The organism is Streptococcus caballi DSM 19004 (assembly GCF_000379985.1).
GTDB classification, from domain to species: Bacteria; Bacillota; Bacilli; order Lactobacillales; family Streptococcaceae; genus Streptococcus; species Streptococcus caballi.
Map to the genome: position 1 here is coordinate 38,056 of NZ_KB904066.1, position 13,979 is coordinate 52,034.

Annotated in this window: 12 protein-coding genes and 1 pseudogene; 6 read left to right on the forward strand and 7 right to left on the reverse strand. The window is 43.3% G+C overall.

Annotation, left to right across the window (positions count from 1 at the left end; genetic code table 11):
* Window positions 1-245: 245 nt before the first annotated feature.
* The 5 genes from sodA to A3GS_RS0102825 all read right to left on the reverse strand — a co-directional run bounded on the left by sodA (window position 246) and on the right by A3GS_RS0102825 (window position 6,458).
* Complete coding sequence (gene sodA / locus A3GS_RS0102805; protein ID WP_018363905.1) at window positions 246-851, reverse strand: superoxide dismutase SodA; 606 nt, start codon at window positions 849-851, stop codon at window positions 246-248.
* A gap of 145 nt (window positions 852-996) precedes the next feature.
* Window positions 997-2,058, reverse strand: a complete 1,062-nt coding sequence (gene holA / locus A3GS_RS0102810) for a DNA polymerase III subunit delta (protein WP_018363906.1) — start codon at window positions 2,056-2,058, stop codon at window positions 997-999.
* A 688-nt stretch (window positions 2,059-2,746) separates the two neighbouring features.
* A complete protein-coding gene (locus A3GS_RS0102815) occupies window positions 2,747-4,978 on the reverse strand; it encodes a DNA internalization-related competence protein ComEC/Rec2 (protein ID WP_018363907.1) in 2,232 nt (743 codons plus the stop codon).
* Window positions 4,971-5,654: a helix-hairpin-helix domain-containing protein gene (locus A3GS_RS0102820; protein ID WP_018363908.1), complete on the reverse strand. Its 684-nt coding sequence runs from the start codon at window positions 5,652-5,654 to the stop codon at window positions 4,971-4,973. Before A3GS_RS0102820 ends, A3GS_RS0102815 begins: the two co-directional genes overlap by 8 nt.
* Window positions 5,655-5,711: 57 nt before the next feature.
* Window positions 5,712-6,458 carry a lysophospholipid acyltransferase family protein gene (locus A3GS_RS0102825; RefSeq protein ID WP_018363909.1) on the reverse strand — a complete coding sequence of 249 codons (747 nt, stop codon included), beginning with the start codon at window positions 6,456-6,458 and terminating at the stop codon, window positions 5,712-5,714.
* A gap of 110 nt (window positions 6,459-6,568) precedes the next feature.
* Here A3GS_RS0102825 and A3GS_RS0102830 point away from each other — a divergent pair, with 110 nt between their 5' ends.
* From A3GS_RS0102830 to A3GS_RS0102845, 4 genes are all read left to right on the forward strand, one after another.
* Complete coding sequence (locus tag A3GS_RS0102830; RefSeq protein WP_018363910.1) at window positions 6,569-7,093, forward strand: HXXEE domain-containing protein; 525 nt, start codon at window positions 6,569-6,571, stop codon at window positions 7,091-7,093.
* Between the two features lie 34 nt (window positions 7,094-7,127).
* Window positions 7,128-7,895 carry a tRNA1(Val) (adenine(37)-N6)-methyltransferase gene (locus A3GS_RS0102835; protein WP_018363911.1) on the forward strand — a complete coding sequence of 256 codons (768 nt, stop codon included), beginning with the start codon at window positions 7,128-7,130 and terminating at the stop codon, window positions 7,893-7,895.
* Window positions 7,885-8,154: a GIY-YIG nuclease family protein gene (locus A3GS_RS0102840; RefSeq protein WP_018363912.1), complete on the forward strand. Its 270-nt coding sequence runs from the start codon at window positions 7,885-7,887 to the stop codon at window positions 8,152-8,154. The genes A3GS_RS0102835 and A3GS_RS0102840 overlap by 11 nt, the downstream gene beginning before the upstream one ends.
* Window positions 8,155-8,597: 443 nt before the next feature.
* Window positions 8,598-9,638: a zinc-binding dehydrogenase gene (locus A3GS_RS0102845; protein WP_018363913.1), complete on the forward strand. Its 1,041-nt coding sequence runs from the start codon at window positions 8,598-8,600 to the stop codon at window positions 9,636-9,638.
* Between the two features lie 298 nt (window positions 9,639-9,936).
* On the opposite strand, the gene A3GS_RS0102850 is transcribed toward A3GS_RS0102845, so the two are convergent.
* Window positions 9,937-10,368 carry a YjdF family protein gene (locus tag A3GS_RS0102850; protein WP_018363914.1) on the reverse strand — a complete coding sequence of 144 codons (432 nt, stop codon included), beginning with the start codon at window positions 10,366-10,368 and terminating at the stop codon, window positions 9,937-9,939.
* A 407-nt stretch (window positions 10,369-10,775) separates the two neighbouring features.
* Here A3GS_RS0102850 and A3GS_RS0102855 point away from each other — a divergent pair, with 407 nt between their 5' ends.
* Entirely contained in the window at window positions 10,776-11,459 is a 684-nt protein-coding gene (locus A3GS_RS0102855) for a type 1 glutamine amidotransferase domain-containing protein (RefSeq protein ID WP_018363915.1), read from the forward strand.
* A 393-nt stretch (window positions 11,460-11,852) separates the two neighbouring features.
* On the opposite strand, the gene mutY is transcribed toward A3GS_RS0102855, so the two are convergent.
* Entirely contained in the window at window positions 11,853-13,016 is a 1,164-nt protein-coding gene (gene mutY / locus A3GS_RS0102860; RefSeq protein ID WP_018363916.1) for an A/G-specific adenine glycosylase, read from the reverse strand.
* Between the two features lie 746 nt (window positions 13,017-13,762).
* Between mutY and A3GS_RS11400 the strand changes: the two are divergent.
* Window positions 13,763-13,979: pseudogene (locus A3GS_RS11400) on the forward strand (IS4 family transposase); the annotation flags it as partial.

Genomic DNA, 13,979 nt, shown 5'->3' on the forward strand with positions numbered 1-13,979 from the left:
GGAGAGTTTTTTGCTGTCAAATAGCAAAGCAGCACCCCTTGTTTGGCAAGATAAACGTGCTAGTTTACTTGGAGCAGACCTCCTCAGCAGATTCTTTTATGCAAAGGGTAAAAAGTTTCTGTTTAGAGCGATGTTTGCTAAACAAGGGGAAAATAAACATTTTCTTTCAGATTAGACAAGTTGAACTAGCAAAGAGAGAGCAGCAAAAAAGCTGAGTACGAATGGCATCAGCTTTTTGTCTGTTCTTATTTAGCTGCAGCGTAGAGTTCAGCAACCTTGTTCCAGTTGATGATTTCAAAGAAGGCTTTGATATAGTTTGGACGAACGTTACGGTAGTTAAGGTAGTAGGCATGTTCCCAAACATCAAGCGCTAAGATTGGTTGTAATCCTTGTGAGATTGGGGTATCTTGATTGGCTGTTGAGACGACTTCAAGTTTGCCTTCTTTGTTGACTACAAGCCAAGCCCAACCTGAGCCGAAACGAGTAGTTGCGGCTGCTGTGAAGGCGTCTTTGAACGCATCAAACGAACCGAAAGCTTCATTGATAGCTGCTGCGACTTCTTCAGTTACTTGAGTTTTTTCTGGAGATAGCAGTTCCCAGAAAAGCGCGTGGTTAAGGTGTCCACCACCGTTATTGATGAGAGCTTGGCGGATGTCAGCTGGAATTGATTCCACATCTGACAAGAGAGCTACAAGGTCCTCACCGATTTCAGGGTGTTTTTCAAGTGCAGCGTTAGCATTGGCCACGTAAGTAGCGTGGTGCTTGTCATGGTGAAGGGTCATTGTTTCAGCGTCGATATATGGTTCCAAAGCGTCGTAAGCGTAAGGTAGTTCTGGTAGGATAATTGCCATGTCAGTGTCCTCATTTCTTTTTGATAGCTTCATTTTATAGGAAAATAGCAGAGCTTTCAACTAATTTGCTTGGGAATTCTAGATCAGAAAAACTAACTCCTTGAGGAAGCAGGTTGGCAACTTAGCTTAAGTAAATCTTGCCGAGCTAGTTTTGTTGGTCGTTTCTTCTCAGCTGTCTCTCTTTCGCTATCTTCAGCAGAGCAATGTCAAAGAGATAGTCTTTGTCAAATTTGCCTTGTTTGATAGCATAATCGCAGTCAATGAGGGTCACGATAGCTTTTTTCAAGAAAGGAATAGGTAGTGTTCTTGAATCACGTAGGGCAAACTTGACTTGATAGGGATTGACGCGGCGGCCTAGATAGTCTGATAACTCCGCTACAATTTGTTGCTCGGCTTTGTTTTGGATGGCCAAGATTTTAACTTGTAGGAAGGTGCGAAATTGTCCTAGCATGACAGCGATGAGCTTGATTTCGTCTTCTCCTTGTAGACGCAGGTCACGAACTAACTCCCGAGCTGCATCAATCTTACCAGTCAGGATGTGTTGGGTCAAGTCAAAGATATTATCCTGCAAGGTTTTAGGGATGGCTTCGTCAATATCAGCCTGACTGATTTTGCCAGATTTTTTGTAGGATTTGAGAAAGGCCAGATTTTTCAGAATCTCACTGAAATCGAAATTAGATTTGATGAGCAGGGCCTCAAAGACGCCCGAGTCGAAAACTAGATTGTCTTTGTGAGCTTGTTTTTGAAAATAGGTGCGCAGCTCAGCTTCCTTCAAAGTAGAAGCCTCAAAAACCTGAGCGTCGCGTTTGAGCAACTTGACCAAACGACGTTTGCCATCCAATTTTCCAGGGGCACAGATGATGAGCTTGGTTGTCTCCACGGGATTTTCCAGATAAGCTTCGAAGCGCTTGAGTTCTGTTTCATCTAGATAAGCCCTTTTATCCGTTGTGATATCTAAAAGGTTGTCAAAGATAACAACCTTGCTGTCTGCGAAAAAAGGTAGGCTCTCAAGGTCCATCTCTGCATCTTGATAGTTGTTCTCAGCCATATCAAAATAAGAGTAGGTCAAGTCATCCTTGTCAAATCCCACCTTTTCCAGCAGGTGTTCCTTGAGCTGAATGTATTGCCCTAAATCTTCTCCAGCTAAAAGAGTAAGGGGTGATAGGTTGTCTTTGCTTAAATTATCAATTTGTTCGATTGTAATCATAGCCTTATTATACCATGCTTGTAGCATTTCAGCAGGGAAAAGAAAGGCTTGGTGGTTAAGTTCACCAAACACGTAGAAAATAAAAAATTAAAGCAACGGTAGAAAAAACAAGTGGATAGGTGTAGCCAAGCAGACCCAATCCTTATACTTTATGGCAAAAGCAAATGCATAGACCGACATGGTCAGCCATGCAAAAAGAGAAAAGCTCAAAAATAATGCAATTAGAACAGTTAAAAACATGCAGATATTGCCAGAAACCGTTTTTCTAACCACTGATAAGACGATTAGCAAGTCTGCCAGAACGACAGCAAAATGGATACCTGCCCAATTCAAATGTCTAATGTTTTTCTGAACCAAGTCTTTGTTCAGGATGTCCTACTTTCTATAGCTTAGCCAAATTAAAAGATACTGTCGTATATGAGAGACTATGAGCTAGCAAGAAGAGAGAAGTTCAACTTAAAGCAGCTAAGGCTGTAAGGGTTATCCTAGAAGTCTAGAAAACTGTTTAACAAGGAAGCCTGAGGGTATCCCAGTGCTATGAATGAAATATTTTTTCTAACTTTTTATCAATATTATCTCTATTTTTTATCAAAAGTTAATATTTTTAATTTCTCAGCCGTACTGTAGCACTAAACGAAGGAAATAGTCGAATATTGTCGAAAATGCACTTTTTACTAAAAAGTTTCTTTCACCTTACAGTCTCAGTCATCCATTTTTTCAGGCCGATAAAACGGATGGCTCCCTGCTGGTCGGTGCGGTAAACCTGACTGTTAATCTTTTTCAGTCTGTCCAGCGTTTCTTGATGGGGATGTTTATAACGATTGTTTTGTCCTGCTGAGATGAGGGCAATCTTGGGTTGGAGTTGGGCTAGAAATTCTGGACTAGAACTGCCCTTAGAACCGTGGTGGCCTGCCTTTAGCACATCAATTGAAAACGGCGGATAGCTAGCCAACAATTCAGCCTCACCAGCTTCTTCCAGGTCACCAGTGAAGAGAAAGGTCTTGTCCAGCAGCTTGCCATAGAGCACCAGAGAATCATTGTTGCCTCCATCGCCAGTCTGATTGGGATAAAGTACCTGCAAGTGACTACCCATAATGGGCAAACTATCCCCTGCTTTGACCACGCGCACCTTGGTCCTCATCACCTTGAGTCGCTCTACAAAATTTGGCACTGTAAGACTTCCAGGACTAACTAAGACCTCACCTATATCAAAATGTTTAGCGACTTCCTCCATATCGCCAATGTGGTCGGTATCGGTATGGGTCAGCACCAGCTGGTCAATGCGGCTGACTCCGCGACTGTTCAGATAAGGAATCAGCGTACGTTCGGCATTACTATCCATGTCCCGTTTTTGCCATTCTTGCTTGTTTTCAAAAGCCACCTTCCCTCCGACATCAATCAGCACCGTCTTCCCTCTGACATCACGCAAAAAAATACTATCACCCTGTCCGACATCCACCACCGTCACCTCGTTTTGCAGCGGGTGTTTACTGAGAAAAAATAGCAGAGCAATGACTAAGCTCAATAGTAGCGCCAACCTTTTTCTCCTGTAAAAGTCATAAAGGCAGCCCAACAAAATTAGTGAAGCTAATAAGAGTAAAATGTCAGGCTTTCCGAAAACTAAAGGACGGGAGAAAATTTTTCCAGCCCAGCTCACTAGCGATTCTAAGAGGCTAAAGAAGCTGTTGGCAAAAGTGATTTTAACCAGGGGTGACAAGAGAAAAATGATGCTTAGCATAGGCAGCATGATCAAGTCAAAGGCCAGGGAGAAGACGGCTGTCAGTACGATGGACATTGGTTGAAAGGTTGAAAAATAATAGATCAAAATTGGTAAAATTCCTAGCGAGATGGTCAAGGTTTCTGCTATGATTTTGCGATACTTACTGAGATCGTCAAAATCTGTCAAGGACAGGATGAATGCATAGGCAAAACTTAATATGCCACCTGTTGTGAGCAAAAAATTGGGCATGATAAAGAAGCTAAATATGATGGTCAAGGCTAGATTGTCCAATTGCTTGAATCCTAGATTGGCTAGACTGGATTGCAGAAGACTTCTGATAACTGAAATTGAAAAACCTGTCAATCCTGCATAGCAGATTGAAAAAGGAATTTGCAAGAAGTCCACGTAGCCCCTGCACCAGCCCATTCTTAGAAAAAGATAGCGAAAAATACCCAGAAAAAAGCCAACCTGCATGCCAGACAAGGCAAAAAGATGGATAATCCCTAAGCTGCTGTAAAGGTCGCTCATCTCGCCAAAGGACTTGTCCAAGTGTCCAAAGAGCAGCCCTGTCATGTAATGGCGCATGGGCGTTGGAAAGTTAGTCTGGATTGATACAATAGCCTTCCTACGCCACTCCTGTAAATATCCTGTAATACCGGCTGGCTTGGCTAAATGAACAGACTTAATTTTTTCAATCTTCGCCAAGCGATAAATTCCTTGTGTTTTCAAATAGGCTTGGTAGTTAAAACCAGAGAAATTACGTTGGGGAGTAGGGACCTCAGTTTTGGCGACCAAATCCAGCTGGATGGTCTTGTCTAAGTCTCGAAAAAAGCGCTGCTCTGCTTGTGACTGTAGTCTATAGAATGCCTGATAGGTCTGCCCATTTGATTGGCCTCGAAAAGATAAGAGATCTCCGTTGATTGCGATGCTATCAGGAATGACTTTTAGCTGCTGCAGGCTAGCTGGCTGATTTTGCTGATGCTGTTGATGCTGGTAATTAAGCACGGCAAAATACAGACCGAATCCCGCTAAGAAGCAAAGTGTCTTGGTAACCTGAGTTCTGCCGTAATGCCGACACAGGAATAAAAAGGCAAGAATCATCAAGACCAGCCCTGCTATTGTCCAAGAAAAGACCAGAAAATAAAGCAAGACTAGCAAAAAAGCCAAATGAATTGGCTTGATGGGAAGATATCTAATCAATAGTCACCTCCACTTTGAGCTTTTCGAGGGTCTTGTCGCCGATACCTGAAACATTTTTTAGGTCGTCCACAGACTTGAAACCACCATTGCTATCGCGGTAGTCCAAGATGTCCTGAGCCCGCTTCGCCCCGATACCAGAGATGGTCTGTAGGTCAGCCAAGGTGGCAGTGTTTAGGTTGATTTTATCTGCGCTGCTGCCTGTTAAAGTTGATTCGGAACTAGCAGATGGGCTGCTGATCACACTGACAGCTTCACCCTGGCTGGCAACGTAAATGACCTGCTCATCACTGATTTTCTGGGCGAGATTGACAGATTTCTTGTCAGCTTGACCGTTAAAACCGCCAGCGGCCTTGATGGCATCCGTCACACGACTATCAGCTGGCAGGCTATAGACGCCCTCTTTGTTAACAGCGCCCTTGACATCAACCATGTAATGGGCATTGGCAGATGAAGCTGACGCTGCTGATTGTTCTGGATGGATTGCTGTCTGACTGCTGTCTGTAGACTGCGAAGTGCTTAGCAGAGTTATGTTTGCAGAGACAGGTTGGGATGGATTGAGAAAATGTGTCCAAATCACAAAGCCCAAAACCAATACCAGCAAACTCCCCAACAATCCTGCTACCAGCTTGTTTTTAGCAATAAGGTCACGACATTTTTCCATGTAAACTTCTAACATTTTATCACCTCACCTTAACTATACGAAAAAACTCGCCAAAATGACGAGTTTTTTGTCTTAGTTTAGTTTACGGTGCTTATCAGGATCCCAGACAAAGCTAGCAATGTAACTAAAAATCAGAGTCAAGATAACCACAATGATGGCAATCAAGCCGAGCGGCACACGGTAAATATAAGTCAGCGGATTTGGTTTTTTAAGCGTGTGGTAGGTCGCATTTTCAGCATCCAGACGGTCAAATTCTGTCTGAATGCGGTTTGCCACTTCTTCAATACCTTCGTCATTCATGCGACGAATATCAGACACATCAATCGGATCTCCAAAGTTCATATCCACGCGCTCACCTGTCAGAAGCCCCTTAATTTCCATTGGCCCTGCATAGACAACTGGCATGATTTTGACCTTGGCCATCTTGGCAATGACAGCAACACCGCCCTTAACATCACTTGAATGACGGCTACCACTTGGGAACATGACTAAGGAACGATTACTCTTCTTGAGCATACTGACAGGGTATTTAATGGCTTGTTGACCAGGATTGTCACGGTCAATAGGAAAGGCACCGCACATGCGAATCCACCAACCAAAGATGCGATTATTGAAGAGTTCTTTCTTAGCCATGAAGATGAACTGCTTAGGTCGCGCTGCAAAGGCCATGTAAATGGGATCCCACCAGGTACGGTGAGGGGCTACCAAAATGTAATTTTCGTTCTTGTCTAAAATTTTATTTTCATTGTGATAGTGGGCATTGCCGTTGATGATCCAAAGTAGGAAAACAACCAAGCCTCTTAGGTAAGTATAAAACACAAGTTTACTCCTTTTTAAAATCTTCTTTCCCATTGTATCACGATTGGGGTATTTACGAAAGAAGAAACTCATTTTTAAACATGCTATAATGAACAGAGGAGGTACGGTATATGGTAACTTACATCTGGCTTTTTCCCCTACTTTTTATCTGTCATGATATGGAAGAAATTATTGGCTTCATGCCTTGGATAAGCAAGTACAAACAGCTGCTCCAAGAGAAGGCTCCGATTTTTCTGAGACTTCATGACGGCCTTTCAACAGAAGGTTTTGCACTAGCTGTTTTTGAGGAACTGATAATCGTCTTAATATTTTCACTGGTCGCTCTTATCGGCCATCATAGAATCCTCTACCTCATCTGGTTAGGTGGCTTCATCGCCTATGCCCTCCACCTACTGGTTCACATCTTTCAGGCACTCTTTCTCAGACAGTACATTCCCTCGCTAGCGACGTCTCTTATCTGCCTTCCTATCAGTTGCTGGATTATTGGAAAAGTTAGTCTGCTGTTGCAGGTTCGTTGGGCGGAGCTGCTTGTTTTTTCTATCATTGGCTGTCTCATTGTCGGTGTTAATCTAATTTTAGCACTCACGTTTGGCAAGCAATTCTCAAAATGGCTGGCAAAAAAGTCATTCCTCTAACTCAATTGTCACTTTTTCTGCTATAATGAAGACTATGACAAATCCGATTTTAAAAGAGGGAGAGCGTATTGACCAACTCTTCTCTACTGACGTCAAAATTATCCAAAACAAGGACGTCTTTAGCTACTCTATTGACAGTGTTCTGTTGTCACGCTTTCCAAAAATCCCTAAAAAAGGCTTGATCGTTGACCTCTGCTCGGGCAATGGTGCTGTTGGCCTCTTTGCTAGCACTACGACTTCAGCTCCCATCACCCTAGTTGAATTGCAAGAGCGTTTGGCGGACATGGCAGAGCGGTCTATCCGACTCAACGACCTACAAGACCAAGTGCGGATGGTCAATGATGATTTGAAAAATCTACTGGACTACGTCCCCCGCTCGCAAGTTGACCTCATGCTATGCAATCCGCCCTATTTCAAGGCTACAGAGACTTCCAAGAAAAATCTGTCCGAGCATTATTTACTAGCGCGGCATGAAATCACAACCAATTTGGAAGAAATCTGTCAAGTCGCCCGCCATGCCCTCAAATCCAATGGCCGCTTAGCCATGGTTCACCGTCCTGACCGCTTCCTTGACATTATCGACACCATGCGCAGTTACAACCTCGCGCCTAAGCGTATCCAGTTCGTCTATCCTAAGGCAGGCCGCGAAGCCAACATGCTCCTTATCGAAGCCATCAAGGATGGCTCAACGGATGGCATGAAGATTCTACCGCCACTTTTTGTCCACAAGGTTAATGGCGATTACACTGACGAGATTTTTGAGATTTATTTCGGGAAAAATGGCAGAGCAGATGAAAGATAAAAAGGCCTATATGTATGTCTTGGAATGTTCAGATGGGACGCTCTACACAGGCTACACAACAAATCTTGAGCACCGCCTTAAAACCCACAACGCTGGTAAGGGAGCCAAGTACACCCGTGCTCGCCTGCCAGTCGAGCTCCTCTATTTTGAGACTTTCGATAGCAAGCAAGCTGCCATGAGTGCCGAAAGCTACTTCAAACAAAAAACTAGACAACAAAAGCTGGCCTATATCAAGCAGATGAACAGTAAGGGAAACTAGATTTGCTAGCTCTATTTCATTTTTCTAGAATTACGCACAAGAGCTAGGGTAGAAGTCCGGCTCTTTTTCTCTTATCTAGCGATGCTGTGCTGGAGTTGGAGACAGGTAAGGCTGAAGCCACTCAATTTAGAGAAAAATGAAACAATGACTCAAAAAGTATCTGGCCGCGACATTGTTTTTCAAATAACTCCCTAATAGTTTCTGGTCAGCTTGCCTAATCATTAGTCAGATTTTTGGATTGTGTGAATGAAAGTTATCCCTTTTTAAGTCTTCTAGTTCTATTAGCTGGCCACCGTGTTTATCCTGATTTTCTCCATCCTATTTTACTAAGAAAAATCCTTGACTTGGAGTTCAGTCTAAGTGTTATAATTGATTTAATTATTTAATTAAAGAAAGGATAGAGCGTTCTTAATCTAACGGTGGAGGGCTCTAGGTATTTTACAATGAAAACAGCTATTTTTGAAAAAGCCGGTCTTATGACAGTTGAAGAAGTTGAAAAACCTTGTTTGCAAGCTGATGATGATGCTATCATCAAGATTGTGCGTGCCTGTGTCTGTGGTTCTGATCTCTGGTCTTATTCGAACGGGGATGAAAAAGCAGCTCATTCAGCAAATAGTGGACATGAAGCGCTGGGGATAGTTGAAGAAGTGGGCTCTGCTATTACCACTGTTAAACCAGGTGATTTTGTTATTGTGCCATTTACGCATGGGTGTGGCGAGTGTGATGCCTGCCGCGCTGGTTTTGATGGGACTTGTGACAATCATGTTATTCCAACTAATTGGGGTAATGGCTACCAAGCAGAATACTTGCGTTTCCACTATGCCAACTGGGCTTTGGTCAAAGTTCCTGGACAGCCGTCTGATTATACAGAAGGCATGTTGAAATCATTGCTGAGCCTAGCAGATGTTATGCCAACTGGCTATCATGCTGCACGTGTGGCTAATGTTGAACGTGGTGACAAGGTCGTTGTCATCGGTGATGGCGCTGTTGGTCAATGTGCTGTCATTGCAGCTAAAATGCGTGGTGCGTCACAAATTATCATGATGAGCCGTCATGAAGACCGTCAACAAATGGCCTTGTCTTCTGGTGCTACGGCAGTTGTTGCCGAACGCGGTGAAGAAGGTATTGCTAAAGTGCGTGACATCTTAGGTGGTGGTGCTGATGTGGCCCTTGAATGTGTTGGGACAGAAGCTGCACTTGAGCAAGCCCTAGGTGTTCTTCATAATGGCGGTCGTATCGGTGCTGTTGGTGTCCCTCACTACGGGGACCATCGTATTGGCTCTACTTTTGCACAAAATATTGCCATCGCAGGTGGTTCAGCTTCTGTCACAACCTATGACAAGCAAGTGCTCCTCAAGGCAGTCCTTGATGGCGACATTAACCCAGGTAAGGTCTTTACTAGATCTTACAAACTGGATGACATTGACCAAGCCTATAAGGACATGGAAACCCGCAAGACTATCAAGTCCATGATTATCATTTAACATAGCCATTCGGTTTATCATCGATTACCTTACTAACATGGAAATGTTTGCTGCAGTAAGCATGATGAAGTGAGCCAAAGAAGCTATCTTTGCCCTAGTATGGTTGGTAACGACTGGGAAGGGGACTTTTGGAGCTTAGGCCCAAAATAAGTCATGAAACGAGGAGGTCGGTTGCTAATGTCTGCACTACCTAGCATAAGAAAACATCGAAAATTAGTTTTGCGATAGGCTTTTAACGTTAAAAGAGCAGGAGCTGGTCGAATTTTTACTTCGGCCGAGCGTCCTACTCTTTTTTAGGTTAGTGACCTTTGTGTTTTTGATGGCGCTTTTCTTGGCGAATGGCGAACTGAGATGCCTTTTCTTTTTCTCGCTTGTCTTTTCTCGCCTTTTTGCGTTCAAGTTTCAAGAGCTTATGCGCTTTTTGCATCTCCAACTGGGCCTTGGTTGACAGCACAGGCTTTTTCTTAGCCTTGGCTATATCCCGCTGCATACGCTTAGGGTTGGTTTTTCTTCTCTTTTCCTTTGGGAAAATGGCAGAGCTGTTTGTTTGCTCTAGCAGACGCTCTTGTTTTCTCACAAGCCCTTGCAAATCTCTGTGGATAAAGTCCCAGATGTCGGCATCTTTTGGTTCTTTACCAAAAACATAAGGACAGGCATAGTAAGCTCCTCTGCTTTGCCATTCTAACAAAGCCGCCCAAAAAGTCCCATCAAAATAAACTGTTATTTCCATACAGTTCCCTCCTTTTTGACTGTTTAGCGATAAAGGACAACCCGGAGGGGAAGGTTACTGACACCAATAGGTGCTTGCAGACTACCTAACTGCAACTGTGTTTTTATATCTCTTATTATGATACCATTTTGTGCTTCAAAAGACGAAAAAAATTAGCAGGTACTTGCTGAAGTTTATTACCTAAGAAATTGCAAGCTATCAAAGATTTTTGCTAAGAGCTGTTCAACTTTCATCAAGTCATCAACAAGAGTTGACAGCTATTATCCAAGCGGTAGTAGAGTATTCCTCCTAATTGACGGCTATTTTCAGATTAACTTGGGAATGGCTCGCAAACAAAATATTTGCTTGGAAGAGCTGCCCGTCGTATAATAGCCTTTATTGATTTCAGACAAGAAAAGGAGAATAAAATGACAAAAGCACTTATTGTACTGACCAATGTGGAACAATACGAGAAGATTGACCGTGCCACAGGGCTCTGGTTTGGAGAACTAACCCATTTTTACGATGTCATGATTAGGGAAAATATTGCGGTTGACTTTGTCAGTCCTAAGGGCGGCTATGTGCCTCTTGACCCGCACAGTTTGGCCTTCATGACAGAGAGCGACTGGGCTTATTACAAAGACGAAGACTTCAGAAACCAAGCGCTGGCTAATAGTCTCAAGCCAAGTCAGGTCAAGGCAGACGATTATGATATCATCTATTACACGGGCGGTCACGGCACCATGTGGGATTTTGCGGACAATGCAGAGCTGGCCAAACTTGCTCGCTCGATTTACCAAAAAGGCGGTATTATTTCTTCAGTTTGTTATGGAGCAGCGGGGCTGTTAGCCATTGTAGACCAAGTGGGTACTCCACTTATTGCTGGCAAAAGGGTAGCAGGCTTTTCAAATGCCGAAGAAGCGGCCAACGGCACCAGTGATGCGGTGCCTTTCCTAACTCAGGATGAACTCATTGCCAAGGGAGGGCTTTACCAAGAAGCACAGCCATTTTCAAGCTTTGTCGTGACAGACGGACGTCTGGTCACTGGACAAAATCCACAATCAGCAGCCGCAGTTGGTCTAGCAGTGCTTGATCTGATCAAAAAAGCATAAAAAGTTGAGTGATTAAGCTCAACTTTTTTGTATTATTTATCTGCCAACCAAGGGAAGGTTTGGTCATTGAAGATGTGTTTACGCTCCATAGCTGTCAAAACTTGGTCGCAGTGGTCAATGGTGCCTAGTTTGAGGGTGATTTTATCAGGTGTATCATCCTTGGTGTGGTAGACTTGGCTGTGTCAGTGTGAACAATAATAGCGGAGCTTGTCAGGAGAGGATTGGTAAGTGACTAGGCTGTCTTGGCCAGTCAGAATCTTAAAGTCTTGACTGGCTACCAGAGCATTGCTAGAAAAGGCAGTAGCGCTAGCCTTTTGGCAAAAAGAAAAGACAAGAGGACTAAGTGATTTATGGGCTTGGTAGGTCACTTGACTGAATAAGCAGAGCTTGTAATCATAACTTGGCTTCCTTTCTTGTTTTTAGGTATTGGGCCAGCATTTTTTTCTGAGGCGCAGCCATGGGATAGTTGTCAAAATCAGCCGCAGCTACCCAGCAGAGCTCATGCGAGTTAGGCAGCGCTGCCTTTTTGATAAAGCCCTCAGTCATCTGGATAGTCCACTTTTGATGGCTAAAGGTATGGCTGACTTTCTCAAATGATTGCTCGGACCAAGTCACGTCCAGCAGGTAATCCTGCTTAAAAAGAGCTTTTTGAGAGACTGTTTCCTTTATCTGAGGCGTTCCTTCATCAAATAAATCCAGCTGTTGGCCAATAAAGTCCGTTTCCATGATGGGGAAGGACCAGAAGCCAGCTAGCAAACGGTCAGCAGTATTCTTTTCCAAGAGAAATTCGCCTTTCTCATTGCGGATGACAAAGGCTTGAATCTGCACAGGCCGAGGTTTTTTCTTTGGCTCTTTGATGGGATACTTGTCCATGGTTCCGTGTAAATAGGCTGCGCTGAAAAATCGGATAGGGCTTTCTTCAGGCCGAGGATTCTTAGCTGATTCGATGTCGGAGCCCAAGTCCATCAGTGCTTGGTTGAAATCTCCAGGACGATCGGGATCAATGAGTTCTTCCATAATAGCCTGAAAAATCTTGCGATTCTTAGGCTCTCCAATATCGTAATTAACCTCGAAAAGTCTGGCTATAACCCGCATAACATTGCCATCGACAGCGGGTTCAGGTAAGTCAAAGGCAATGGAGCAAATCGCACCAGCGGTGTAAGGACCGATGCCTTTAAGACTAGCAACGTCGTCGTAGCTTGAAGGAAACTTGCCAGCAAAGTCAGCAATGATTTGTTGGGCAGCCTTTTGCATGTTGCGGACGCGGGAGTAGTAGCCTAGTCCCTCCCAGGCCTTGAGTAATTTTTCTTCGGAAGCTTGAGCCAGTTGATCAATCGTTGGGAACCAGTCTAAAAAGCGTTCATAGTAGGGGATGACAGTGACAACCTGTGTCTGTTGCAACATGATTTCGGAGACCCAGATGTGGTAAGGGTTCTTAGTGCGGCGCCAAGGTAGATCACGCTTTTCTTGATCATACCAAGCTAGAAGCGTGCGGCGAAAAGAGGCAATCTTTTCAGAATCCCACATTTTGATACCGTAATCGTTTAAATCTAACATAAATCTATTGTAGCAGACTGAAAAAATATTTCAAAAAAAGTTAATTTTTAAAATAAAAACATTGACAAAAGTAAGCGTTTGCAATATAATATAAGTGTAAAGAAGATGAGATGCATCAAGGAGGTTTATCCATGGTGATGTTTAACATTTCGAGGTACAAAAATGGAGACTAGTCTCCAGATTCGGTAGGCAAACGTCAACTTTACACCAGTCTAGTTAATTTGCTAGATTCAGCACTCAATGGCCATTGGGGTAGAAAATAGTCGCTAGTTATGTGCATGTTTGAAGGTTATCGGAGGTAAAGATTATGCTAATGATAAATGTCAACAGGTACAGTAATGGAGACCTGTAAAGATCACAGCGGAGCGTCACTCGCTGTGACGAGGGAGACCTTGCAATAAAGATTTTCAAGTAACATTGGAGGTATCTTATGAACGTTGCTCGGTACAAGAATGGTGATAACTTAGCTGTTGCAAAATATAGCTAAAGGAGTGTTGCCGATGTAAATAGTGATAAAAGTTGTTAGTGGAGGTATAAGCTTATGCTAAAAATGAATTTGAATCGCTATAAAAATGGAGATAAAAATCCGACAGACTGACTCCTTATGAGAAAGTTTGTGGGAGCACAAACAGCAAATATTTTTAGAAAAGGCGGGTTTGCACCCAATGTCATTAAGCTAACTAACCTATCACGTTTTGTGGTAGGTTAGTTTTTTATGTTACACTAAAAATAAAAGGGGAAAAATCATGCTAGACCAGATTAAAGCTCATTTACTTGATAGTATTAACGACATCGTTTCCACCGCAAACCAGTTTGTGCTTCATCCTGAAAAAGATTTTAGTCGGAAAAGTCAGCTAACGATGGAAACCATGATTCAAGCTATACTGACCATGGGTGGTAATACCTTAGCCAAAGAGCTACTTGATTTAGATTTGCCTGTCACTCAATCTGCCTTTGTTCAAC

What these genes read in the sequence shown, in the direction of transcription:
- sodA (WP_018363905.1), bottom strand. Translation starts at nt 851, where the DNA reads ATGGCAATTATCCTACCAGAACTACCTTACGCTTACGACGCTTTGGAA.
- holA (WP_018363906.1), bottom strand. Translation starts at nt 2,058, where the DNA reads ATGATTACAATCGAACAAATTGATAATTTAAGCAAAGACAACCTATCA.
- A3GS_RS0102820 (WP_018363908.1), bottom strand. Translation starts at nt 5,654, where the DNA reads ATGTTAGAAGTTTACATGGAAAAATGTCGTGACCTTATTGCTAAAAAC.
- A3GS_RS0102830 (WP_018363910.1), top strand. Translation starts at nt 6,569, where the DNA reads ATGGTAACTTACATCTGGCTTTTTCCCCTACTTTTTATCTGTCATGAT.
- A3GS_RS0102835 (WP_018363911.1), top strand. Translation starts at nt 7,128, where the DNA reads ATGACAAATCCGATTTTAAAAGAGGGAGAGCGTATTGACCAACTCTTC.
- A3GS_RS0102840 (WP_018363912.1), top strand. Translation starts at nt 7,885, where the DNA reads ATGAAAGATAAAAAGGCCTATATGTATGTCTTGGAATGTTCAGATGGG.
- A3GS_RS0102845 (WP_018363913.1), top strand. Translation starts at nt 8,598, where the DNA reads ATGAAAACAGCTATTTTTGAAAAAGCCGGTCTTATGACAGTTGAAGAA.
- A3GS_RS0102850 (WP_018363914.1), bottom strand. Translation starts at nt 10,368, where the DNA reads ATGGAAATAACAGTTTATTTTGATGGGACTTTTTGGGCGGCTTTGTTA.
- A3GS_RS0102855 (WP_018363915.1), top strand. Translation starts at nt 10,776, where the DNA reads ATGACAAAAGCACTTATTGTACTGACCAATGTGGAACAATACGAGAAG.
- mutY (WP_018363916.1), bottom strand. Translation starts at nt 13,016, where the DNA reads ATGTTAGATTTAAACGATTACGGTATCAAAATGTGGGATTCTGAAAAG.